We start from the raw sequence: 22,355 nt of genomic DNA, 5'->3' as shown, positions 1-22,355 counted from the left end.
GGTACCGGGTGCGGGTACGGCCGTTCCGGGGCGCGCACGATCCGTGCACGCCCCGGCCGCGGCCACCGGTCGAGGGCCGTCCCCCTCAACCGGAGCTCTTCAACTCGTCGCCTCGGTAAGGAGATTGGCGCCGGACCGGATCAGCCCTGCGCGGCGACGCGCGCCAGCCGCCGGGCCTCTTCCCGCGTGGAGCGGGCGATCGCGTCCTCGTCGACGTGCAACAGCCGGTTGTTCTCGACGATCTGACGGCCGTTCACGAAGGAGGCGGTGACGGGGGCCGCGGCGCCGAAGACCAGCGCGGTCACCGGGTCGGCGATCGAGGCGTGGGCCAGGGTGTCCAGGTTCCACAGCACCAGGTCGGCCAGCTTGCCCGGTTCCAGGGAGCCGATCTCGCCTGCGCGGCCCAGGACCTGGGCACCGCCGTACGTTCCGAGGCGCAGTGCCTGGCGGGCGTTGAGGGCGGCTTCGCGGTGGGCGCCGAGGCGGTTGATGAGGAGGGCGTTGCGCAGTTCGGTGTGGAGTTCGCCGGACTCGTTGGACGCGGTGCCGTCGACGCCGAGGCCGACCGGGACGCCGGCGGCGAGCATGTCGGGGACGCGGGCGATACCGGCCGCGAGCCGGGCGTTGGACGAGGGACAGTGGGCGACACCGGTCTTCGTACGGGCGAAGGCGGCGATGTCGGAGTCGTTCATGTGGACGCAGTGCGCCATCCACACGTCGTCGCCGAGCCAGCCGGTGGACTCGAAGTAGTCGGTCGGGCCCATGCCGAACAGCTCCTTGCAGAACTGCTCCTCCTCGACCGTCTCCGAGCCGTGCGTGTGCAGCCGTACACCGAGCCGGCGGGCCAACTCGGCGCCCTGCCGGAGCAGTTCGGTCGAGACGGAGAACGGTGAGCAGGGGGCCACGGCCACCTGGGTCATCGCGTCGAAGGAGGCGTCGTGGTGCTCGCGTACCGTCGCCTCGGTCGCGGCGAGGGCACCCTCCAGGGTCTCGACGGCGAAGTCCGGGGGCAGTCCGCCGTCCTTCTCGCTGCGGTCCATGGAGCCGCGGGCCAGCGTGAAGCGGACGCCCATCTCGCGGGCGGCGCCGATGATGGCGCCGGAGAGGTCGCCGGAGCCCTTCGGGAAGACGTAGTGGTGGTCCATCGCGGTGGTGACCCCGCCGCGCGCCATCATCGCGAGGGAGCCCTGCGCGGCGGCGCGGACCATCGGCTCGTCGATGCGCGCCCAGGTCGGGTACAGCGCGACCAGCCAGTCGAAGAGGTTGTGGTCGGTGGCCAGGCCCCGGGTGATCCACTGGTAGAAGTGGTGGTGGGTGTTGACCAGACCGGGGGTCACCAGGTGGCCGGTGGCGTCGATGCGCCGGACCACGTCGGCGAGTCCCTCGGGCGCCCTGCCCGCACCGAGCGACTCGATGCGGTTGCCGGCGATGACGACATGTCCGGTGGCGTACTCGGTGTCGGCGGCGTCCACCGTCGCGATCGCGCAGTTCTCGATGACGACGCGCTGAATCATCGTTACCATCGTTCGTTCCAACTTCCTTGCTTCTGTCCCGAGTTCGCGTCAGAGGTTGGTGACATCCACCGGGATCCTCGGCTCGCGGCCGTCCCGCAGGACGGTCGCCTCGATCAGGCCGTAGGGCCGGTCGGCGGCGAAGTACACAGCGCCGTCTTCGGTCGCGTTCTTCAGCCCGAACGGCTCCAGGTCCACAAGGAAATGGTGCTTGTTGGGGAGCGAGAAGCGGACCTCGTCGATCTCGTCGCGGTTCTCGATGATCCGCGAACCCATTTGGTAGAGGGTCTGCTGGAGCGAGAGGGAGTACGTCTCGGCGAAGGCCTGGAGCAGGTGCTGCTTCGTCTGCTCGTAGGACTCCTCCCAGTCCGGCATCTCCTGTGCGTCGTCGGACCAGTTGAAGCGCCAGCGGGCGGACACCTCGGTCGCCAGGATGCGGTCGTAGGCCTCGGGCAGCGTCGTGTACTTGTCCTTGACGTAGCCCCAGAACTCGGAGTCCGTCGAGTTGAGGACCGTCAAGTCCTTGAGCCCGGAGACGACTTCCCAGCTCCGGCCGTCGTACGTGATCTGGGTGAGCCGGGTCTCCTGGCCCTTGCGCACGAAGGAGTGCCCCCCGGTCGTGCGCTCCCAGGCGTACTCCTCGATGCGGATCCGCGCGGTCTTGATCGGCTCCTGGCTGGTCACGAAGTGCCGGGCGAGGTGGATGCCGAACTGCTCGGCGGACTCGATGCCGTGCTCCTTGGCGAACGCGTACACCGTGTTCTTGGTGGTGTCGGTCGGCAGCACGTTGGCGTTCGAGCCGGAGTAGTGGACCTCGTCCATGTCGCCGCTGAGCGACACGGACACGTTGAGGTCCTTGATGTGGTGGGTGGCGCCGTCCCGCGTGATCCTGACGACTCGGTTCTCGGCCTTGCCGTACTGGTTCTGTCCCAGGATGGTCGGCATAGCTAGCTCCCTCGGTATACGGAGTAGCCGAACGGGTTGAGCAGCAGCGGTACGTGGTAGTGCTCGCCGGGGTTCACGGCGAAGGTGATCGCCACTTCCGGGAAGAACACTCCGGTCGCACCGCTGTCCCGGTTCGCGGGGGCGTCCTGCTGCGCATCGGCTTGCTTGTTCTCTGAACGCTGCTTGTTCTCTGAACGCTGCTTGTTCTCTGAGCTCTGCCTGTTCTTCGAACTCTCGAAATACGGCTCCACCGCGAAGTCGAGCCGCACGTGTGTGGTGCCCGCCGGCAGCGCCGGCAGGTCCTTGCACCGCCCGTCCGCGTCGGTCGCGGAGCCGCCGAGCGCCTGCCAGTCCCCCAACGTGCCGCTGCGGGCCGCGAGTTGGACGGCGACGCCCTGGGCCGGGCGGCCGACGCTGGTGTCCAGGATGTGCGTGGACACCGAGGCGGTGGTGCTGGTACTCATGCCGTCTCTTCCTCTACGAGCTTGGCCAACCGAATGCGGTTGATCTTCCCCAACTCGACTCGGACGATCTCGCGTTCCCGCTCCGGCGAGTTGCCGATCCGTTCCTTGACGGCGTCACGCATCTGCTCGCCGGTCCGACCGGTGGCGCAGATCAGGAAGACATGGCCGAACCGCTCCTGGTACGCCAGGTTGAGGTCCAGCATCTCCGCCCTGAGCTCCTCGGAGGCGCCCGCCATGCCGCGCTGTTCACGGGCGGAGGTGGGGTCGCCGGGCTTGGGGCGGCCGATCGGCGGATGCCCGGCCATCGCCTCGGCCAGGTCACCCTCTGCCAGCTCCGCCATCGCGGCGTCGCTCGCGGAGTAGAGGTCCTCGGGTCCGGCGTACGGCCGGGCGGCGAGCAGCCGCCGCGCCCACGCCGTGGAGGCACACGCCTCAAGGAGGACGGCGAGCGCCGCGTCCTCCTCCAGGACGTTGAACCGGGCGAGGCCCGGCGGCGGCGTGGAAGTCGAAGTCACCGGAGCCTCCGTGGCCTAGTGCTGAACGGGCTGGCAGTAGCTAACGCCCTCGACAACACTACGTCAACACTTTGTTGAAAATTCCGGGTAACAAAGCCCCGGAAACCCCTGAAGCGCAGGTCAGGCGTCTTTCTCACGGTTCAGGTAGTTGTACACGGTGAACCGGCTGACCCCGAGGGCGCTCGCGACGGTCTCCACACCGTGCCGTACGGAGAAGGCGCCACGCGCCTCCAGTATCCGTACGACCTCCTGCTTGGCCTTGCGGTCCAGGTCCGCGAGGGGCTTGCCCCGCTTGCGCTCCATGGCGGCCAGGATGTGGTCCAGCGAGTCCGCGAGCTGCGGCAGGCGTACGGCGACCACGTCGGCGCCCTCCCAGGCGAGCACGACGTCGTCGGGACCGGCCTCGTCGGGCGGGAGCATCTCGCCGCCCATGGCGTCGACCAGCGGTTTCACGGCCGAGATGAACGGCTCGTCCCCGACGCCGGTCACCGGTCGCCCTCCCCGACGACGTTGAGCTGGAGCGAGATCCGGGTGGCACCGGCCTCCAGGGTCCTGCGCAGCACGGCGTCGACGGCGGTGAGCACCGCGTCGATGCCGCCCTCGGCCGTGTTGCCGAACGGCCCGACATCCACGGAGTCCAGCTCCGCCGCCTCGATGACCTCCCGGGCGACCACCGCGTGCGCGGGCGCCTCGTCGAGATCGAAGGGCTCTGTCGTGAACTCCACTCGCAATCGCACGCGCACAACCTAACGCGCGGTGTCGTTTTCCGCCGAGCCCCCTTGACAAGCTCCGACACCCGACGGCAATCTTCCATTAAGCAGAAACAATATTCCGCAATACGGAATATCAATCTCCAGTCGATCTCAACACCTCGACACGGAAGGGAGCGCGGCCCCCGATGGGATTCGCAGACCAGCGCTTCAACGTCAACCTGTCGATCCTCTTCACCGAACTCCCGCTCCTGGAGCGCCCCGCGGCAGCCGCCGCGGCCGGCTTCGGCGCGGTCGAGCTGTGGTGGCCCTGGGTCGACTCCCCCACCCCCGAGCGGTCCCAACTCGACGCGCTCAGGCGGGCGTTGGAGGACGCGGGCGTCCGGCTCACCGGCCTGAACCTCTACGCCGGGCAGCTGCCGGGCCCGGACCGCGGCGCCCTGTCGGTCCCGGGCGCGGAGTCGGAGCGGTTCCGCGCGAACATCGACGTGGCCGCCGACTTCGCCCACTCGGTCGGCGCCACCGCGCTCAACGCGCTCTACGGCAACCGCGTGGCCGGCGTCGACCCGGCCGAGCAGGACGCGCTCGCGCTGGAGAACCTGGTCCTCGCGGCCCGCGCCGCCGACCGGATCGGCGCGGTCCTGCTGATCGAGGCGCTCAACAAGCCCGAGTCGCCGCTCTACCCGCTCGTCAGCGCCCCCGCCGCCGTGGAGGTCGTCGACAAGGTCAACGACGCGACCGGCCTCGGCAACGCGCGCTTCCTCATGGACCTCTACCACCTGTCCATGAACGGCGAGGAACTCCCGTCCGTGATCGAGGAGTTCGCGGCGAAGACCGGCCATGTGCAGATCGCGGACAACCCGGGCCGCGGCGCCCCCGGCACCGGCACGCTCCCCCTCGAAGACCTCCTCGACCAGCTGCGGAAGGCCGGTTACGACGGCTGGGTGGGCCTGGAGTACAAGCCCGGCGACCGTCCGAGCGCCGAGGCCTTCGACTGGCTGCCCCGCTGACCTTCCCCGAAAGGCATCTCCCATGAGCAACCTCCCCAAGATCGCCTGGATAGGCCTCGGCATCATGGGCTCCCCCATGTCCGAGAACCTGCTCAAGGCCGGTTACGACGTCACCGGATTCACCCTGGAACAGGACAAGCTGGAGCGCCTGGCCGCCGCCGGCGGCACCTCGGCGGGCTCGATCGCCGAGGCCGTGCGGGACGCCGACGTGGTGATCACGATGGTGCCCGCGTCCCCGCAGGTCGAGGCCATCGCCTACGGCCCCGACGGCATCCTGGAGAACATCCGCTCCGGCGCCCTGCTGATCGACATGTCGTCGATCACCCCGCAGACCTCGGTCGACCTGGCGAAGGCCGCCGCGGACAAGGGAGTTCGGGTTCTGGACGCCCCCGTGTCCGGCGGCGAGGCCGGCGCGGTCGAGGCCGTACTGTCCATCATGGTCGGCGGCGCTCGGGCCGACTTCGACGAGGCGCGGCCGATCTTCGACGCGCTGGGCAAGACCATCGTGCTGTGCGGTCCGCACGGCTCCGGGCAGACCGTGAAGGCCGCCAACCAGCTGATCGTCGCCGTCAACATCCAGGCGTGCGCCGAGGCCGTGGTCTTCCTGGAGAAGTCGGGCGTGGACCTGACGGCCGCCCTCGACGTCCTGAACGGCGGGCTGGCCGGCTCCACGGTGCTGACGCGGAAGAAGGACAACTTCCTCAACCGGGACTTCAAGCCGGGCTTCCGTATCGACCTGCACCACAAGGACATGGGCATCGTCACGGACGCGGCCCGCAACGTCGGCGCCGCGCTGCCCGTGGGCGCCGTGGTGGCCCAGTTGGTCGCGTCGCTGCGCGCCCAGGGCGACGGCGGCCTCGACCACTCGGCGCTGCTGCGCGCGGTCGAGCGCCTCTCCGGCGCGCGCCTCTGAGACTTCCGGGCGGCGCCGTCGCTGACAACTGTCCTGTCGCGCCCAGGCGTTGGCGCCGCCCGGAATCATGCCCAGCAGTTCGACAACAGACGGCCCGTGTGTGCCGGACGACCCGGATGAGGGGTGGTCTTCGGCACCCCGCGGGCAGGGCCAGGACCGCGGCGGAGTGCGAGCCAGTGCGGTGGTGAAGGTTCCGAGGCCTCCTTCCCGACCTGAGGGAGGGAGCACCCCGGTCCCGTCGTACCCGCCGCGGTCCCAGCCGAACGCCTCTGCGGAGGCCCCCGACCCCGTCCGGCGGCGCGAACGTCCTGTCGCGCCCGGCCTCGCGCCGTCGGACGGCCACCACGACGAGCGCCGGACACGGACGATCCCGTATCCGGCGCTCCTCGGCGTTTCCGGGTGCGGAACCGTCGTACGCGCAGCAGCCTGAAGGCATGGCACATCCACCGGAACACCCGCACGTCGTGGTGCACCCCCCGGCCCTGGACGGCTCGCGCCGGGTCACCACCGGCGACGAGACCCTCGGCATCGCCTCCCACCTGGACGATGTCGTCGAGATCCTGCGCCTGGCCGACCTGGACCGGATCGAGGTCGAGGAGAGCGACCTGATCGAGTGGCAGGGCGGCGGGCCCGAGGACTGGCCCGGCCTGTCGGAACACCACGACCAGTGAACCTCAAATAAACCTCTGAACCTCTCCCGCGGGGCTTCAACCACCCCTGAACATGGGCACATTCGTCGCACGAGGCCCGCCGGCACGGGGGCGGCGGGCCTCGGCTGGTCGCCCCCGCGCGGCGGAGCCGCATATCGACACAGCCCCGCGCCCCTTTGGTCGGCGCTTCGCGCCTTCCGAACAAAGGGGGGCGGCCCATCCCACCGGATGAGCCGCCCCCCTGCACGCGCGCCGTGTCTCAGCTCCTCAACGCCCTTGTCGACGTCGGGGCATGACCCGGCTCCGTGGCGATCTCCTCGAACTCCACCACCGCACTGATGTCGTTCGTCCTGCTCATCGCGATGTTGGTGACGCGTTCCAGGATCGCCTCGACGACGACCGGGACGCGGAACTCCGCGGCGAGCTTCTTGGCCTGTTCGAAGGCGGTGGCGAGTTCGGCGGGGTCGGTGACCCGGATGGCCTTGCAGCCGAGTCCCTCGACGACCTTGACGTGGTCGACGCCGTAGACGCCCAGCTCGGGTGAGTTGATGTTCTCAAACTCCAGGTTGACCTGGAAGTCGATGTCGAGGCCGAGCTGCGCCTGCCGGATGAGGCCCAAGTAGGCGTTGTTCACGAGGACATGGACGTACGGGATCCGGTGCTGCGCCCCGACCGCCAGTTCCTCGATCATGAACTGGAAGTCGTAGTCGCCGGAGAGGGCGACGACGGACGCCTCGGGGTCGGCCTTGGCGACGCCGAGCGCGGCCGGGATCGTCCAGCCGAGGGGGCCCGCCTGACCGCAGTTGATCCAGTGGCGCGGGCGGTAGACGTGCAGCATCTGGGCGCCGGCGATCTGGGAGAGGCCGATGGTGGAGACGTACCGGGTCTCCGGGCCGAAGGCCTTGTTCATCTCCTCGTAGACGCGCTGCGGTTTGATCGGGATGTCGTCGAAGTGCGTACGGCGCTGGAGAGTCGACCTCCGCTCCTGTGCCGAGGCCGCCCAGGCGGAGCGGTCGGGGAGTCGGCCCGCCGCCTTCAACTCCCTTGCCACCTCGACGAAAAGCTCCAGCGCCGCCTTCGCGTCGGACGCGATGCCGTAGTCGGGAGCGAAGATCCTGCCGATCTGGGTGGGCTCGATGTCGACGTGGACGAACTTCCGTCCGGCCGTGTAGACGTCCAGTTTGCCGGTGTGGCGGTTGGCCCAGCGGTTGCCGACGCCGAGGACGAAGTCGGACTCCAGGAAGGTCGCGTTGCCGTAGCGGTGCGAGGTCTGGAGGCCGACCATGCCGGCGTTCAGCTCGTGGTCGTCGGGCAGGACGCCCCAGCCCATGAGGGTCGGGACGACCGGGGTGCCGGTCAACTCGGCGAACTCGACGAGGAGTTCGGCCGCGTCGGCGTTGATGACTCCGCCGCCCGCGACGATCAGCGGGCGTGAGGAGGCGTTCAGCATCCCGATCGCCTTCTCGATCTGGGCGCGGGTCGCGGTCGGCCTGTAGACCGACAGCGGTTCGTACGTCTCCGGGTCGAACTCGATCTCGGTGAGCTGCACGTCGATCGGCAGGTCGATGAGGACCGGGCCGGGGCGTCCTGAGCGCATCAGGTGGAAGGCCTGCTGGAAGACGCCGGGGACCTGGGCCGCCTCCAGGACGGTGACCGCCATCTTGGTCACCGGTCCCGCGATCGAGGCGATGTCGACGGCCTGGAAGTCCTCCTTGTGGATCACGGCGGTCGGGGCCTGGCCCGTGATGCAGAGGATCGGGATCGAGTCGCCGGTAGCGGAGTAAAGGCCGGTGATCATGTCGGTGCCGGCGGGGCCCGAAGTGCCGATGCAGACACCGATGTTGCCCGGGCGGGTACGGGTGTAGCCCTCGGCCATGTGCGAGGCGCCCTCGACATGCCGGGCGAGGGTGTGGTGGATACCGCCGGCGGCCTTGAGGGCGGCGTAGAAGGGATTGATCGCCGCGCCCGGGACACCGAACGCGTCGCTGACGCCCTCGCGCTTGAGGATCTCGACTGCCGCGCGGGCAGCGGTCATACGAGCCATGGAGTACTCCTGCTTCGGCTGTCGGATTCGCATCACCGTCGCGCCCCGCGGTGAAAACCAGGACTTCCACATTGTGGAATCTAAATTCTGCTATCTGGAAGTAATGTAAGTGGAGGGGGCAAGGCCGTCAAGAGAGGGACAAGCAGGGGTTTCCAGGAGGACGATGGGGCGCATGTCCGAGAGCGTGCCGGTGCGCTGTCCGGCCTGCCGACGTGAACACGTCTACGCCGCACCGTCGTATCCCTGTGTCTGCGGGGCCCCTGTCACCCCGCCGCTGGATCGGCGCGGCGTGGCGACGGTCGTGAACCACCGGGTGTGGGACGAGGACTGGATCGCGGTGCGCTGCGCGGCCTGCGGTCGCCTCGACGAGTGGCCGTACCCGGAACTGGGCTGCCCCTGCGGGACCCTGCTGCGGATTCCGGTCGCGGGAGAGGAACCGCCGGCCGAACCCACGACCGAACCCGCGGCGCAACCCGCCGCGCGGGTCACCAGGGCCGGCACCGACGTCCGGGGCCGGCCCGCCTTCCAGCCCGTCACGATCCGCACCGCGCGCGACGCGGTCACCGCCGCCGCGCTCTATCTGCGCTGGCTGGGCTACCGGGACATCCGCCGCGCCGACCAGCGGCCCCCGTCCGGCATCGGGCTCGCCGCCCGCGGCATCCTGGCGCAGGTCGACCCGACCGTGCGCCCGGCCTCACTGCGCGACGTGGAGTGCCTGTGGCTGACCGCCATGACGGAATCCACCGGCTGCGTCTACTTCTCCCTCGCGGGCTACGCCGACGACGCCCACGCCCGCGCCGACGAACTCGGCATCCCCCTGTTCGTCCTCGACCTCACGGGCACCCCCCAGCCGGTGAACGAACTGGCCGACGAGCTAGAGGCGAAGGGCTGTTAGTCACCCCTCCCGCACAGCCCCCTCCCGCAACTCGACCTTCCGCACCTTCCCCGACACCGTCATGGGAAAGGCGTCCATGATCCGGAGCGCGCTCGGAATCTTGTAGTGCGCCAGCCTGCCCTCGCAGAAGCCGCGCAGCTCCTCCAGCGTCGGCGGGTCCCCGGGATCGCGCGGGATCACGCAGGCCAGGACCTCCTCGCCGTAGCGCTCGTGCGGGATGCCGACGACCTGGACGTCCGCGATCTTCGGGTGGGTGTAGAGGAACTCCTCGATCTCGCGCGGGTAGATGTTCTCGCCACCCCGGATGATCATGTCCTTGATACGGCCGACGATCTCGACGTAGCCGTCCTCCCGTATGACCGCCAGGTCCCCCGTGTGCATCCAGCGGCCCGCGTCGATCGCCTCGGCGGTCTTCTCGGGCTCGTTCCAGTAGCCGAGCATCACGCTGTAGCCGCGCGTGCACAACTCCCCTGCCGTGCCCCGGGGTTGGGTCACTCCGGTCGCCGGGTCGACGACCTTGACCTCCAGGTGCGGCAGGACGCGGCCGACCGTGCCGGTGCGGTGTTCCAGGTCGTCGTCCCTGCGTGTCTGGAGCGAGACGGGGGACGTCTCGGTCATGCCGTAGCAGATGGACACCTCCGCCATGTGCATCTCGGCGACCACCCGTTTCATCACCTCGACCGGGCACGGCGAGCCCGCCATGATGCCGGTGCGCAGCGAGGAGAGGTCGTAGGTGGCGAAGTCGGGGAGGTTCAACTCCGCGATGAACATGGTGGGGACGCCGTAGAGGGAGGTGCAGCGCTCCTGCTGGACCGCCTTCAGGGTCGCCGCCGGGTCGAAGGACGCGGCCGGGATCACCATGCACGCGCCGTGCGAGGTCGCCGCCAGGTTGCCCATCACCATGCCGAAGCAGTGGTAGAAGGGCACGGGGACGCAGATCCGGTCCTGCTCGGTGTAGGCGATCAACTCACCCACGAAATAACCGTTGTTGAGGATGTTGTGGTGGGAGAGGGTGGCGCCCTTGGGGAAGCCCGTCGTACCCGAGGTGTACTGGATGTTGATGGCGTCGTCGCAGGACAGTTCGGCGCAGGCGGGCGGCGCGTCACCCGTGCTCCGGCTCAGCAGCGCGTCCCAGCTCGGGTCCCCGATGTACACGACCTCGCGCAACTCCGGGCACGCGCCCCGCACTTGGTCGACCATCGCCCGGTAGTCACTGCTCTTGTGGCTGACCGAGGCGAACAGGACCGAGATCCCGGCCTGTTTGAGGACGAACTCGACCTCGTGGGTGCGGTACGCCGGGTTGATGTTCACCATGACCGCGCCGATGCGGGCGGTGGCGTACTGGACGAGCACCCACTCGGCGCAGTTGACCGCCCAGATCCCCACCCGGTCGCCCTTGGCGACCCCGCTCGCGAGCAGCGCGGACGCCAACCGGTCGACATCGGCGGCGAATTGGGCATACGTCCAGCGCCGCCCGGACGGCACGTCGACCAGCGCCTCGCGGTCGGGCCACGCGGCGACCGTCCGGTCGAGGTTGGCGCCGATGGTGTCGCCGAGGAGTGAAGTCCCGCTGGTTCCATGGCTGTACGAGTTCATCGGCGGGTTCATCGGCGAGTTCATCGAGGAGTTCACCGGAAGTCCTCCTCGCGGTACTCAGCGGCCGACCCCGCGGCCGTGGCCTCGCGCAGCGCGATCCGGCGGATCTTGCCGGAGACGGTCTTGGGCAGGTCCGCGAACTCCAGTCGGCGGATGCGCTTGTACGGGGCGAGGACCCCGCGCGAGTGCTCGAACAGCACCTTCGCGGTGTCGGGTCCCGGCTCCCAGCCCTCCGCGAGCACGACGTACGCCTTCGGCACGGCGAGCCGCAGTTCGTCCGGCGCGGGCACCACCGCGGCCTCGGCCACCGCCTCGTGCTCCAGCAGGGCGCTCTCCAGCTCGAACGGGGAGATCTTGTAGTCGGAGGCCTTGAAGACGTCGTCGGAGCGGCCGACGTAGGTGATGTAGCCGTCCGCGTCCCGGGCGCCGATGTCTCCGGTGCGGTAGTAGCCGCCGGCCATCGCCTCCGCCGTACGGTCCGGGTCGCCGTGGTAACCGGTCATCAGGCCCACCGGACGGTTGGACAGGTCGAGCGCGATCTCGCCCTCGGCGACGCCCGGCGCACCCGACACCGGGTCGAGGAGTTCGACCCGGTAACCCGGACTCGGCCGTCCCATGGAGCCGGTCTTCAGCGGCTGGCCGGGGCTGTTGGAGACCTGGACGGCGGTCTCCGTCTGTCCGAAGCCGTCCCGGATGGTGACGCCCCAGGCCCGCCGGACCTGTTCGATCACCTCGGGATTCAAAGGCTCCCCCGCGGCCAGCGCCTCGCGGGGCGGGGTCCGCAGCTGGGTCAGGTCGGCCTGGATCAGCATCCGCCACACCGTCGGCGGAGCGCAGAACGTCGTCACCCCCGCCCGGTCCATCTCGGCCATCAGCCGCGCCGGGTCGAAGCGCGTGTAGTTGTGGATGAAGACGGTCGCCTCGGCGTTCCAGGGGGCGAAGAGGTTGGACCAGGCGTGCTTGGCCCAGCCGGGCGAGGAGATGTTGAGGTGCACGTCACCGGGCTGGAGACCGATCCAGTACATCGTCGCCAGGTGCCCGATCGGGTACGACGTGTGGGTGTGCTCGACCAGCTTGGGATGCGCGGTCGTACCGGAGGTGAAGTAGAGCATCAGCGGGTCGTCGGCCAGGGTCGGTTCGTCCGCCGTGAACTCGGCGGAGGCCGCGTACGCGTCCTCGTACGTCCGCCAGCCCTCGACCGCGCCGCCGACCGTGATCCGCGTGTAGTCCCCGGGCACCTCGTCGAACTTGTCGGCGTCCCCGGAGCGCACGATCACCTGCCGGACCCGGCCGCGTGCGACGCGGTCGCGCAGGTCGGCGGGGCCGAGCAGCGGGGTGGCGGGGATGACGACGGCGCGCAGTTTCATCGCGGCGAGGGCCGTCTCCCACAGCTCGGTCTGGTTGCCGAGCATGACGAGGATGCGGTCCTCGGCGCCGACGCCCTGGGCGCGCAGCCAGTTGGCGACCCGGTTCGAGCGCGCGGACATCTCGGCGAAGGAGAAGGCGGCCTCGGAGCCGTCCTCCTCCACGATGCGCAGGGCCGTGCCGTCGTTCCCGGCCGCGATGACGTCGAACCAGTCGAGCGCCCAGTTGAAGTGCTCGGGCCGGGGCCAGGAGAAACCCTCGTAGGCCGTGGCATAGTCCTCGCGATGCGCCAACAGGAAATCCCGGGCACCGCGGAACGACTCACTCGCCGTCGTCATCTGTCCTCCTCGTAACCGGACCATTGCCGGGCGGCTCTCTGACATCGTGTAATCCGTGATGTGGGTCTCACTACCCCCGTACGGGGGTGTGTGCAGCGGAACAGCCGCAATGAAGGGGCAAGCGGGTGGCGACGGACGCGGCGGGGACGGTGGAGATTCAGGCGGCGCTGGTACGGCTCCGGCGCGGCACGGGCCTGCCGGTCGCCTTCTGCGGCCTGGTGGAGAGCGGCCGGCAGCAGATGCGCATCAGCGAACTGAGCGGCACGCTGACCCCGTCCCTGCGCGCCCTCGCGGTGACCTCGGGCAACGGTCTCGGCGGCAGGGCGGTCGCCCTCGCCCGCCCGTGCGCCGTCCTCGACTACTCCGCCTCCCGCCAGATCAGCCACGAGTACGACGCCCCGGTCGCCACCGAGGGCCTCCGCTCGATCCTCGCGGTCCCGGTCGTCGTACGCCGCCGCGTGCGCGGTGTCCTCTACGGCGCGCTGCGCACCGCCCAGCCGTTGGGCGACCGGATGCTGAGCGCGGCGATGGAGGCCGCCCGGGACGTCGAACAGGCGCTGGTGGTACGGGAGGAGGTGCGGGACCTGCTGAACGCGGCGCGCCCGGCACCGGCCCCCGACCCGGCGGCGAGCGCGGTGTGGGAGCAGGTGCGGGAGGCGCACGCGGCGCTGCGGGCGCTGGCCCCGCGCATCCCTGACCCGGCACTGCGGGCCGAACTCCTGGACGTCTGCGGCCTGTTGACCGCCGAGGCGGACCCCGGTGACGCGGGGCTCGCGCCCCGGGAGCTGGACGTGCTGGCCTGTGTCGCGGCGGGTGCGACGAACGCGGTGACGGCGGAGCGGCTCGGGCTGCGGCCGGAGACGGTGAAGGGGTATCTGCGCTCGGCGATGCGGAAGCTCGGCGCGCACACCCGCGGGGAGGCCGTGGTGGCCGCGCGGCGGGCGGGGGTGCTGCCGTGACGGCAGCCCTCGTGGCGACCAGCTATTCATTCATCGGAGCTTTGAATTTCTCGATGCTGCACAGTTTGTTATTTCCCTCACGACCCCGTCCATCCGAATTTCAAGGACTGATTGCCTAATATTGGCCCGGACACGACACACGAGGGGAGCGGTGACCGTGCGACGGGACTTCAAGGAGCCTGCCAGAACCCGCCCCGACCTGGTCATCGGCCGGGAGGAGATGTTCTCCGCCGCCCGGGACCAGCTCGCAGGCGGCGGGAGTGTGCTGCTCCACGGCCCCGCCGGAATAGGAAAATCGACCGTCCTGCGGGCGTTGGCCGCGGAATACGGCGACACCGCGCGGACCGTGTTGCGCTGCTCGGCCACCGAGTCGGAATCCCATCTGCCCTTCCTCGCCCTCGCCGACCTCCTCGGTCTGGTCCTCGACGAGGTGTCCGAGCGGCTGCCCGGCGCCCAGCGCACCGCGCTGGAATCCGCGCTCACCGGCCGCGGCGAGTCCTCCCTCCAGCGCGACGGACTCGCCCTGCGCCTCGCCGTCCTGTCCGCGCTGCGCGCCCTCGCCGCCGACGGCCCCGTCCTCGTCGTGGCGGACGATCTGCAGTGGCTGGACCCGGCCAGCGCGGAACTCCTCGGCTTCGCCGCCCGGCGCCTGGGCGACACCCAGGTGCAGATGGTCTTCGCGGTGCGCACGGAGGGCCAGGAGTACGACCGGTATCTGAGCGCCTCCCCGCCGGACACCCTCGCGTTCCGGCTCAGCCCGCTCTCCCGGGCACAGGTGTCGGCGCTGCTCGACGACCGCGGCTACACCGGGCTGCCCCGCTCCACGGTCCGCGAGATCCACCGCACCAGCGGCGGCAACCCGCTGTTCGCGCTCGAACTGGGCCGCGCCCTGGCCGAGAACCCGACCCCGCCGAGACCGGGCGAGCCGCTGCCCGTGCCCACGTCACTACGCGCGTTGGTGCTGAGCCGGCTCGACATGCTGCCCGCCGAGGCGCGCCGCACCCTGCTGGTCGCGAGCGCCGGCGCCCGTCCGACCGTGGCCCTGCTCCAGACGGCGGGCCGGGAGAACGCGGAGGCCGAGACCGCCCAGGCCGCCGAACTCGGCCTGCTGGCAACGGAACCCGAGGGCCCCGCCGTACGGTTCGCGCATCCGCTGATCTCGGCCGCGCTGTACGCGGAGGCCCCCGCGCAGGAACGGCGGGCCGCGCACGCGGCGCTGTCGACGGCCGCCTCCGACCCCATCGAGCGTGCCCGGCACCTGGCCCTGGCGACCACCGGTACCGATCCGGAGGTCGCCACCCGGCTCGCCGAGGCCGCCACTCTGGCCCGCGACCGCGGGGCGCCCTCGGTGGCCGCCTCGCTGGGACTGCTGGCCGCCCGGCACACCCCGGGCGACAGCGTGCCGGGTTCCGACGAGCGGCGGTTGCAGGCCTCCGAGGACGCGATCACCGCCGGCGAGCTGGACCTCGCCCGGGACATCGCGCGGGAGGTGCTGACCCGGACCTCGGTGCCCGCCGAGCGGGTGCGGGCCTGGATCATCGTGATCGACACGGCCGGCCACTCCATGGCCGATGTCGACGCCGTCTTCCCGCAGGCCCTCGCCGACGCGGGCGACGACCCCCGGCTGCTCGCCCTGGTCCGCTACCAACTGGCCTGGCGCGCCCTGCTCGTGGAGGGCGACTTCGCCGAGGCCCGCGCGGAGACCGCTCGCTCGGCGGAGCTGGCCGCGCTCGCCGGTGACCGGCGCACCGAACTCCTCGCGCTCTCCTTCCAGGCGCAGACCGAGACCCTGATGGGCCATCCGGACGCGCCGCACACCATCAAGCGCGCGCTGAAGGAGCCTCAGGACCCGAGGGTGGCGTGCCATCACAACGGCGCCGGTTCGGCCCGGTTCCGCTGGCTGGTGATGAGCGATCAGCTGCCCGAGGCCCGTGCCACCATCACCGCGCTGCTGCGCGAGGTGCGGCGGCGCGGGTCGGTGGAGAGCGAGGTGCACTTCCTGCGCGGCTTCGCCGAGACCGAACTGCGCTCCGGGCACTGCGGTCGCGCCCTCGACCTGGCCCGGGAGGGGCTGCGGCTGGCCCGGGACTCCGGGATCGGCCAGACGGCGTCCGCGATGCTCACCGCGCTCGCCGAGGCCTCCGGCGGTGACGTCGAGGAGGCACTCGCGCTGGCCCGGGAGGCGGTCGAGCACGCCGAGGAGGACGGCGACCAGATGTATCTGTCCCGTGCCCTCGGCGCCCTGGGGTACGCCCAGTTGGTCGCCGGGGACGCGCACGGCACCGTCCGCTCGCTGCGGCGCGTCCGGGAACTGGAGCAGGCCCTCGGGGTGACCGACCCGGCACGCGGACGCTGGCACGGCGACCTCGCCGAGGCCCTCGTACGCGTCGGTGAGACCGCCGAGGCCCAGGACGTCATCGACGTGACCCGCGAACGCGCCCTGCGCCTCGGCCGCGAGAGCGTCCTCGCCGTACTCGACCGCGCCGAAGCACTGGTGCGGGCGGCGCGCGGCGAACACGACGAGGCCGTGGCGCAGCTGACGTCCGTTCAGGACCGGCTCGCCAAGCTGGGCTACGGCCTGGAGGAGGCCCGCGCCGCCTTCGCGCTGGCGTCGCTGCGCACGGGGCAGCCCGGCCCCACGTCGTACGACGAGGCGACCCGGTTGTTCCGCCGCTGCCGGGCGCTGCCCTGGCTGCGCCAGGTGGACGAGGCCGCCGTGGTCCGGCCGCCGGAGCCCGCGCCCGCGGCCCCGCCCGCGCCGGCCCTGGACGGGCTCGACGGGCTGGCCTCGATGGAGCGTCAGGTCGCCGCGCTCGTCATGGAGGGCGCCACCAACCGGGAGATCGCCGCCCGGCTGTTCATCAGCGTCAAGACGGTGGAGGCGACCCTGACCCGCGTCTACCGCAAGCTGGGCATCCGCTCGCGGGTGGATATCGTCCGACTGGCGGCGGGGCGCCGTCCGAACTGAGGACCCTACGGGTTAACTGTGCGGCGACCGAGGGTTTTCCCTGCCCAACTCCCCTAGGGGGTTCCCTCATTGGGAGCAGGGTGTGCCGGGTTCTAGCTTATGGGTGTGCCGCTCGCCCGGGCATACGGGGGTCGGTCCCGCGACCCCCGTTGCACACCCCCACACCCGCGCGACCCCCCACCGGCAACCCAATGAGGAGACTCATGTTCGGGCTCAACCGCGCAAAGAGAACGACCGCAGTCGTCGCAGCAGCAGCCGCTGCCGCAGCGACCGCACTGCTCAGCGCCCCCACCGCTGTGGCAGCCCCCCAGCCCATCGTCGGCGGTTCCACGACCACGACGACGTCGTACCCGTTCGTCATGCAGATCACGGACGCCTCGCAGAACCAGTTCTGCGGCGGCACGCTCGTCTCCGCGACCAAGGTGGTCACCGCCGCCCACTGTATGGTCGGCGAGACCACCAGCAGCGTGCGTGTGGTCGGCGGCCGTACGTACCTCAACGGTACGAACGGCACCGTCAGCAAGGTCAGCAAGATCTGGATCAACCCCAGCTACACGGACGCCACCAACGGCGACGACGTGGCCGTCCTCACGCTGTCGACGTCGATGCCGTACACGACGGCGTCGTACGTCTCCTCCTCGCAGACCAGCGTGTACGCGGCCGGCACCACCGCCCGCATCCTCGGCTGGGGCACCACCTCGGAGAACGGCAGCTCCTCCAACCAGCTGCGGACGGCGACCGTCCCGATCGTGTCCGACAGCAGCTGCAAGAGCTCCTACGGTTCGGACTTCATCGCGTCCGACATGGTTTGCGCCGGATACACATCCGGCGGCGTAGACACCTGCCAGGGCGACAGCGGCGGTCCCCTGCTCATCGGGGGCGTCCTGGCAGGGATCACTTCTTGGGGCGAGGGCTGTGCCGAGGCGGGTTACCCGGGTGTCTACACCCGGCTGACCACGTTCTCCAGCCTGGTGACCACGCAGGTCAACTCGTAACCCGGAAGAACTCCTGAGCACCCCTCAGGGAAATACCAGGGTGCGTTGCGGGCTTCCACGAGCAGCGCGCAACGCACCCTATCCATATGTCCGGTGGACCTTTCGCGGCCTGCTACTTGTCGGCGGTGAGCTTTCCCGCCGCTCCCCAGCTGTCGGCCGGCACCTCGTGGATCCACACCTGCACGCTCTCGGCGGGGATCCGGTACGCGTCGACGAACGCGTCGGTGATCCGCTTGACGAGGTCCCGCTTCAGCTCGACGTCACGCGGACCCTGCTGGACGGTCACGATGGGCATGCTGAACTCCCTTGAACGGCTTGTCCTTCTCGGTGAGTCCAGTCCATCGCGTCAGCCGTGCCCGACCAAGAAGCAGCCCGCGACCGCAGCGATCAGTTCTCGTGATCGCCGCAGGCCAGCAGCAGCGTGTCCAGGTGCGGAGGCTGCTGCGTGGCATGCACGGCAAGCCCCGTCGACAGCGTGAGGCCGGGCGCCGCGAACGGCACGAAGGCCACGCGCGGGCTGTGCAGCACACGCGCGTGGGAGGCGTAGACGACCGTCCACAGCGGGCGCGTGCCGATGCTGGCGAGGGTGTCCTGGAGGGCCCGCTCACCGGTCCGGGCAGCGGCTCGAAGCCTGCCTGGTGACAGGCGCCGGCGACGAGATCGACCAGCGCCGGGTTGTTCCGGCGCTCGGTGAGCGCGAGCGGCAGCGCGGCCAGTTCCTCGACGCGGATCTCCGGCCGCCCGGCCAGCGGATGCGCGGCGGGCAGCGCCGCCACCAGCGGATCGGCCCACAACGGCAGCACCCGTACGCCCGGCACCGGCTCGACCGTGCGGACGAACGCCGCGTCCAGCTGCCCGCCGGCGACCCGGGCGAGCCGCTCGCCGACGGGCAGCGAGAACAGCTCGACGGGAACGTCCGGTGCCCGCGCGGCGAACGCGCCGAGGACCCGGTCCAGATGCGCGCCGAGCCCGGTACTCGTCCCGATCCGCAGCCCCGGCGGCGGGGCGACGGCGGCACGGGCCCGCTCGGCGGCGGCCAGCGCCGCCCGCGCCTCGGGGAGTAGCCGCTCCCCCGCCCCCGTGAGCCGCACCCGCCGGGGCGACCGGTCGAACAGCTCGGCGCCCAACTCCCGCTCCAGCCGCTGGATCTGCTGACTGACCGCCGACTGCACGATGTGCAGCTCTTCGGCGACCGCGACGAAATAGGTGAGCTGCCGCAGTTCCATGGGCCCGACTCTAGAGGGGACTCCTTGACGCCTGTTTCAATGAGCGCCGGATGGGAGTGATGGCCATGGTGTCCACGGACCGTTTCCTCGCCTTCGCGGCGATGTCGCTGCTGGTGATCGTGATCCCGGGACCGAGTGTCCTGTTCGTCATCGGCCGCGCGCTCGCCCACGGCCGCCGCACGGCGGTGGCGACGGCGCTCGGCAACGTCTTCGGCTCGTACGTCCTGGTGACGGCGGTGGCGTTCGGCATCGGCGCGCTGGTGGAGCGGTCGGTCACGATCTACCTGACGGTGAAACTGGCGGGCGCGGCGTACTTGATCTACCTGGGCGTCCAGGCGTTCCGCCACCGCAAGGACCTGAAGGCCTCGGCGATGCGGACGGCCGCCCCGACGGAACCGCGCGGCGACCTCCGCACGATCCTGGACGGTGCCCTCGTCGGCGTCACCAACCCCAAGGGCGTGGTGTTCTTCGCCGCCGTACTCCCCCAGTTCGTGAACCACTCGGCGGGCAGTGTCCCGCTCCAGATGCTCCTGCTGGGCCTGATACCCATCTCCATCGGCCTGGTCACGGACACCCTGTGGGGCCTGACCGCCTCGGCCGCCCGCACCTGGTTCGCCCGCGACGACCGCCGCCTGTCGTTGATCGGCGGCGCGGGCGGCTGCACGATGATCGGCCTGGGCGTGACGGTCGCGGTGACGGGCCGCGCGGACTGACCGGGTCTACGGCAGCACGGCGCCGAACCGGATGTCGTACGACGTCCCCTTGTGCATGGTGTCGAGCATCCGCGCCCCCTCGGCGCTCACCTCGTCCCGCTGGTCCTTGGTCAGCTTGCCGAAGGGTTCGATGACGAGGACCTGGCCATGCCCGTGGCTGTCCAGCTTCCAGACCCCGGCGAGGAACCCGTCGACGAGGAATGTCCGGTGGGCGACATTTCCCTGCCAGGCACGACCCCAGTACGCGGCCGGTACGACCCGGGTGCGGTCGGCGTGCGAGAGGAGCAGGTTGTCGAACTCGGGCAGGAAGCGCGGCGGGGCCGGGGTGTCGGCGGCGGGCCGGGGCGCGTCCGGGAGGTCGAAGAGTTCGACGCCGTTCGGGTCGGAGAAGGTGACGAGCCGCGAACGCAGTCGCTCGAAGGCCTCGCGCAGCCGGGTCAGGCCCGCCCAGGTCTGCATGTCCTTGACGGAGGCCGGACCGAAGGCGGCGAGATAGCGCAGGACGGTCTCGTCCGGGTCGGGCGCGGGTTCGGCGGGCCGACCCAGCCAGTGCTCGGCGGTGGTGAGCGCGACCTGCCCACTCCTTCCCCACAGCCCGCGCGGGGTGACCTGGACGAGGGGCAGTTTGCACCGGGCGGCGATCGCGAGGGCCTGCGGATCGGCGTCCGGCCACTCCACGAGCAGCGCCTCACGCAACTCCTTCATGGTGCGCGGCTCCGCCTCGACGAGGTGACGGGCGAGCGCGGCGAGGCGATCGAGATCAACCCCCACGAGCCCCTTGCGGAAGTTGCCGAGTTCACGATCGCGGGCGGCCTGCACCAACGGGCGCAGGGTGAGGCAGTCGGCGGCGGTGTGGGTGTGGATCGTGGACCGCATGGTGACGATGCGGACGACGGCGCGCTCGGCCATCAGCCCGGAGAGTTCCTCGGGCGTGAAGCCGTCGAGACGGGCGGCGAGGGCGTAGTACGGCGGTTTGACGTTCTGGGCCTGGAGACCGAGGAGATGCTCGACACCGGCGCGGGCGGAGAGGGGCGAGCGGCGCAGGAGGAGCTGCCGGGCGAGGGTGGCGCGGTTGAGGGCGCGGGTGTCGAGTACGGGGGCGTGGGAGGGGCCCGCCTTGGTCGTCATGCTCCGCACGCTAACGCCGATTGCGGACAGGTCCCGTCCGCAACTCTCACCGAATCCGGGACCTGCCGCACACCCCTAGTCTGTTTGCCCCGTATATCCTGCTCATGCTCTGTGATCACGTAGGCGCAGACACAGATGCATACCTAGATGCATACCTGGATGCAGACACAGATACAGGCTCGATCGAGAGGCACCGTGATGCCCCAGCGACGCGCCCGCCCCACCTCGAAGAACGGCAGTACCGGCAGGACGTCCGGCTGGCGCCGCACACCGGCGCCGCCCCCGGCACCCGCGCCGAAGCCTCCGGCGTCCGCCGCCGACACACCGCCCTCCGAACCGTCCGACACGGGCAGCGTCGTCCAGGCCGCCCTGTACCGGGACGGCGTGCGGGTCTCGGCGCCGGACACCCTGGCCGACACCTTCCGCGAACTGCGCGAACAGCCTTCGGGCATGGCCTGGATCGGCCTCGCCCGCCCCACGGAGAGCGAACTCCTCTCCCTGGCAGCGGAGTTCGACCTCCACCCGCTGGCGGTCGAGGACGCGATGGAGGCACACCAGCGCCCGAAACTGGAGCGCTACGGCGACACCCTCTTCGTGGTCCTCAGCGCCGCCCGCTACTTGGACACGACGGAGGAGGTCGACTTCGGCGAACTGCACGTCTTCGTCGGCCCGGACTTCGTGATCACGGTCCGCCACGGCGCGGCCCCCGACCTGTCGGCGGTCCGCCAACGCATGGAGGAATCACCGGAGTTGCTGAAGCTGGGCCCCGAGGCGGTGCTGTACGCCATCCTCGACGCGGTCGTCGACGGCTACGCGCCCGTGGTCACCGGCGTCCAGATCGACATCGACGAGATCGAGACGGAGGTCTTCCGCGGCGACCCGGAGGTCTCCCGCCGGATCTACGAACTCTCCCGGGAAATGGTCGAGTTCCAGCGCGCCACCCGTCCCCTGGTGGGCATGCTGCACAGCCTGATGGCCGGCTTCGCCAAGTACGGCACGGACGAGGAACTCCAGCGCTACCTCCGCGACGTAGCCGACCACGTCACCCACACCAGCGAACGAGTCGACGGCTTCCGCCAGGCCCTCACGGACATCCTCACGGTGAACGCGACCCTGGTCACCCAGCAACAGAACGCGGAGATGCGGGCGTTGGCGGAGGCGGGGTTCGAGCAGAACGAGGAGATCAAGAAGATCTCGTCGTGGGCGGCGATTCTGTTCGCGCCGACGCTGGTCGGCACGATCTACGGGATGAACTTCGATCGGATGCCGGAGTTGCACTGGGTGCTCGGGTATCCGTTCGCCATTGTCCTGATGGCGGTTGTCTGCACCAGTTTGTACATCATCTTCAAGCGGAAAGACTGGCTCTGAGTAATCGCCCGAGGAGGCGCTTCTGCGCGGCAGTGCGGCCCA

General features: G+C 70.4%; 20 protein-coding genes and 1 pseudogene. 9 read left to right on the top strand and 12 right to left on the bottom strand.

Annotated elements, in window-relative coordinates:
• Positions 1–140 precede the first annotated feature (140 nt).
• From ACIQBL_RS08590 to ACIQBL_RS08565, 6 genes are all read right to left on the bottom strand, one after another.
• Positions 141–1,514: an 8-oxoguanine deaminase gene (locus ACIQBL_RS08590; RefSeq protein ID WP_401938357.1), complete on the bottom strand. Its 1,374-nt coding sequence runs from the start codon at positions 1,512–1,514 to the stop codon at positions 141–143.
• 48 nt (positions 1,515–1,562) lie between these two features.
• Complete coding sequence (gene pucL / locus ACIQBL_RS08585) at positions 1,563–2,456, bottom strand: factor-independent urate hydroxylase (RefSeq protein ID WP_401938355.1); 894 nt, start codon at positions 2,454–2,456, stop codon at positions 1,563–1,565.
• A gap of 2 nt (positions 2,457–2,458) precedes the next feature.
• The gene (locus tag ACIQBL_RS08580) at positions 2,459–2,920 is read right to left on the bottom strand and encodes a hydroxyisourate hydrolase (protein WP_401938354.1); all 462 of its coding nucleotides are present in this window, start codon (positions 2,918–2,920) and stop codon (positions 2,459–2,461) included.
• The gene (gene uraD, locus ACIQBL_RS08575; RefSeq protein WP_401938351.1) at positions 2,917–3,435 is read right to left on the bottom strand and encodes a 2-oxo-4-hydroxy-4-carboxy-5-ureidoimidazoline decarboxylase; all 519 of its coding nucleotides are present in this window, start codon (positions 3,433–3,435) and stop codon (positions 2,917–2,919) included. Before uraD ends, ACIQBL_RS08580 begins: the two co-directional genes overlap by 4 nt.
• 120 nt (positions 3,436–3,555) lie before the next feature.
• Positions 3,556–3,924, bottom strand: coding sequence for a helix-turn-helix domain-containing protein (locus tag ACIQBL_RS08570; RefSeq protein WP_401938348.1), 369 nt, complete (start codon positions 3,922–3,924; stop codon positions 3,556–3,558).
• Complete coding sequence (locus ACIQBL_RS08565) at positions 3,921–4,172, bottom strand: thiamine-binding protein (RefSeq protein ID WP_401938346.1); 252 nt, start codon at positions 4,170–4,172, stop codon at positions 3,921–3,923. Before ACIQBL_RS08565 ends, ACIQBL_RS08570 begins: the two co-directional genes overlap by 4 nt.
• Positions 4,173–4,333: 161 nt before the next feature.
• On the opposite strand from ACIQBL_RS08565, the gene ACIQBL_RS08560 reads away from it, so the two are divergent.
• From ACIQBL_RS08560 to ACIQBL_RS08550, 3 genes are all read left to right on the top strand, one after another.
• A complete protein-coding gene (locus ACIQBL_RS08560; protein ID WP_401938343.1) occupies positions 4,334–5,155 on the top strand; it encodes a TIM barrel protein in 822 nt (273 codons plus the stop codon).
• Positions 5,156–5,177: 22 nt separating this feature from the next.
• Positions 5,178–6,068, top strand: coding sequence for a 2-hydroxy-3-oxopropionate reductase (locus tag ACIQBL_RS08555; RefSeq protein WP_401938341.1), 891 nt, complete (start codon positions 5,178–5,180; stop codon positions 6,066–6,068).
• Between the two features lie 434 nt (positions 6,069–6,502).
• Complete coding sequence (locus ACIQBL_RS08550) at positions 6,503–6,739, top strand: hypothetical protein (RefSeq protein WP_401938338.1); 237 nt, start codon at positions 6,503–6,505, stop codon at positions 6,737–6,739.
• Positions 6,740–6,977: 238 nt separating this feature from the next.
• Here the strand turns inward: ACIQBL_RS08550 and gcl are convergent, their stop codons facing one another.
• Complete coding sequence (gene gcl / locus ACIQBL_RS08545; RefSeq protein ID WP_401938336.1) at positions 6,978–8,762, bottom strand: glyoxylate carboligase; 1,785 nt, start codon at positions 8,760–8,762, stop codon at positions 6,978–6,980.
• 163 nt (positions 8,763–8,925) lie between these two features.
• Here gcl and ACIQBL_RS08540 point away from each other — a divergent pair, with 163 nt between their 5' ends.
• Positions 8,926–9,657 carry a hypothetical protein gene (locus ACIQBL_RS08540; RefSeq protein WP_401938333.1) on the top strand — a complete coding sequence of 244 codons (732 nt, stop codon included), beginning with the start codon at positions 8,926–8,928 and terminating at the stop codon, positions 9,655–9,657.
• On the opposite strand, the gene ACIQBL_RS08535 is transcribed toward ACIQBL_RS08540, so the two are convergent.
• Both ACIQBL_RS08535 and ACIQBL_RS08530 read right to left on the bottom strand, forming a co-directional pair.
• A complete protein-coding gene (locus ACIQBL_RS08535; RefSeq protein WP_401938942.1) occupies positions 9,658–11,253 on the bottom strand; it encodes an AMP-binding protein in 1,596 nt (531 codons plus the stop codon).
• A gap of 32 nt (positions 11,254–11,285) precedes the next feature.
• Complete coding sequence (locus tag ACIQBL_RS08530; RefSeq protein ID WP_401938331.1) at positions 11,286–12,956, bottom strand: AMP-binding protein; 1,671 nt, start codon at positions 12,954–12,956, stop codon at positions 11,286–11,288.
• 125 nt (positions 12,957–13,081) lie between these two features.
• On the opposite strand from ACIQBL_RS08530, the gene ACIQBL_RS08525 reads away from it, so the two are divergent.
• The 3 genes from ACIQBL_RS08525 (at position 13,082) to ACIQBL_RS08515 (ending at position 17,878) form a co-directional block, all read left to right on the top strand.
• Positions 13,082–13,915: a response regulator transcription factor gene (locus ACIQBL_RS08525; RefSeq protein ID WP_401938328.1), complete on the top strand. Its 834-nt coding sequence runs from the start codon at positions 13,082–13,084 to the stop codon at positions 13,913–13,915.
• 151 nt (positions 13,916–14,066) lie between these two features.
• Complete coding sequence (locus ACIQBL_RS08520) at positions 14,067–16,883, top strand: AAA family ATPase (RefSeq protein WP_401938325.1); 2,817 nt, start codon at positions 14,067–14,069, stop codon at positions 16,881–16,883.
• Positions 16,884–17,086: 203 nt separating this feature from the next.
• On the top strand, positions 17,087–17,878 hold the full coding sequence (locus ACIQBL_RS08515; RefSeq protein ID WP_401938322.1) for a S1 family peptidase: 792 nt from the start codon (positions 17,087–17,089) through the stop codon (positions 17,876–17,878).
• Positions 17,879–17,990: 112 nt separating this feature from the next.
• Here the strand turns inward: ACIQBL_RS08515 and dmpI are convergent, their stop codons facing one another.
• A complete protein-coding gene (gene dmpI, locus ACIQBL_RS08510) occupies positions 17,991–18,173 on the bottom strand; it encodes a 4-oxalocrotonate tautomerase DmpI (protein WP_401938319.1) in 183 nt (60 codons plus the stop codon).
• 92 nt (positions 18,174–18,265) lie between these two features.
• Positions 18,266–19,104: pseudogene (locus ACIQBL_RS08505) on the bottom strand (LysR substrate-binding domain-containing protein).
• A 65-nt stretch (positions 19,105–19,169) separates the two neighbouring features.
• On the opposite strand from ACIQBL_RS08505, the gene ACIQBL_RS08500 reads away from it, so the two are divergent.
• Complete coding sequence (locus tag ACIQBL_RS08500; protein ID WP_401938940.1) at positions 19,170–19,817, top strand: LysE family translocator; 648 nt, start codon at positions 19,170–19,172, stop codon at positions 19,815–19,817.
• 6 nt (positions 19,818–19,823) lie between these two features.
• On the opposite strand, the gene ACIQBL_RS08495 is transcribed toward ACIQBL_RS08500, so the two are convergent.
• Entirely contained in the window at positions 19,824–20,945 is a 1,122-nt protein-coding gene (locus tag ACIQBL_RS08495; RefSeq protein WP_401938317.1) for a winged helix DNA-binding domain-containing protein, read from the bottom strand.
• 198 nt (positions 20,946–21,143) lie between these two features.
• Here ACIQBL_RS08495 and ACIQBL_RS08490 point away from each other — a divergent pair, with 198 nt between their 5' ends.
• Entirely contained in the window at positions 21,144–22,313 is a 1,170-nt protein-coding gene (locus ACIQBL_RS08490; protein WP_401938315.1) for a magnesium and cobalt transport protein CorA, read from the top strand.
• Positions 22,314–22,355: the final 42 nt, after the last annotated feature.

The organism is Streptomyces sp. NPDC088350 (assembly GCF_044753545.1).
GTDB lineage: Bacteria > Actinomycetota > Actinomycetes > Streptomycetales > Streptomycetaceae > Streptomyces.
This window is presented reverse-complemented; position numbering and strand designations above follow the sequence as displayed.

Excerpts from the sequence above, each read along its gene's own strand:
- ACIQBL_RS08590 (WP_401938357.1), bottom strand. The coding sequence starts at position 1,514 with ATGATTCAGCGCGTCGTCATCGAGAACTGCGCGATCGCGACGGTGGAC.
- pucL (WP_401938355.1), bottom strand. The coding sequence starts at position 2,456 with ATGCCGACCATCCTGGGACAGAACCAGTACGGCAAGGCCGAGAACCGA.
- ACIQBL_RS08580 (WP_401938354.1), bottom strand. The coding sequence starts at position 2,920 with ATGAGTACCAGCACCACCGCCTCGGTGTCCACGCACATCCTGGACACC.
- ACIQBL_RS08560 (WP_401938343.1), top strand. The coding sequence starts at position 4,334 with ATGGGATTCGCAGACCAGCGCTTCAACGTCAACCTGTCGATCCTCTTC.
- ACIQBL_RS08555 (WP_401938341.1), top strand. The coding sequence starts at position 5,178 with ATGAGCAACCTCCCCAAGATCGCCTGGATAGGCCTCGGCATCATGGGC.
- ACIQBL_RS08550 (WP_401938338.1), top strand. The coding sequence starts at position 6,503 with ATGGCACATCCACCGGAACACCCGCACGTCGTGGTGCACCCCCCGGCC.
- gcl (WP_401938336.1), bottom strand. The coding sequence starts at position 8,762 with ATGGCTCGTATGACCGCTGCCCGCGCGGCAGTCGAGATCCTCAAGCGC.
- ACIQBL_RS08540 (WP_401938333.1), top strand. The coding sequence starts at position 8,926 with ATGGGGCGCATGTCCGAGAGCGTGCCGGTGCGCTGTCCGGCCTGCCGA.
- ACIQBL_RS08535 (WP_401938942.1), bottom strand. The coding sequence starts at position 11,253 with ATGAACTCGTACAGCCATGGAACCAGCGGGACTTCACTCCTCGGCGAC.
- ACIQBL_RS08530 (WP_401938331.1), bottom strand. The coding sequence starts at position 12,956 with ATGACGACGGCGAGTGAGTCGTTCCGCGGTGCCCGGGATTTCCTGTTG.
- ACIQBL_RS08515 (WP_401938322.1), top strand. The coding sequence starts at position 17,087 with ATGTTCGGGCTCAACCGCGCAAAGAGAACGACCGCAGTCGTCGCAGCA.
- dmpI (WP_401938319.1), bottom strand. The coding sequence starts at position 18,173 with ATGCCCATCGTGACCGTCCAGCAGGGTCCGCGTGACGTCGAGCTGAAG.
- ACIQBL_RS08500 (WP_401938940.1), top strand. The coding sequence starts at position 19,170 with ATGGTGTCCACGGACCGTTTCCTCGCCTTCGCGGCGATGTCGCTGCTG.
- ACIQBL_RS08495 (WP_401938317.1), bottom strand. The coding sequence starts at position 20,945 with ATGACGACCAAGGCGGGCCCCTCCCACGCCCCCGTACTCGACACCCGC.
- ACIQBL_RS08490 (WP_401938315.1), top strand. The coding sequence starts at position 21,144 with ATGCCCCAGCGACGCGCCCGCCCCACCTCGAAGAACGGCAGTACCGGC.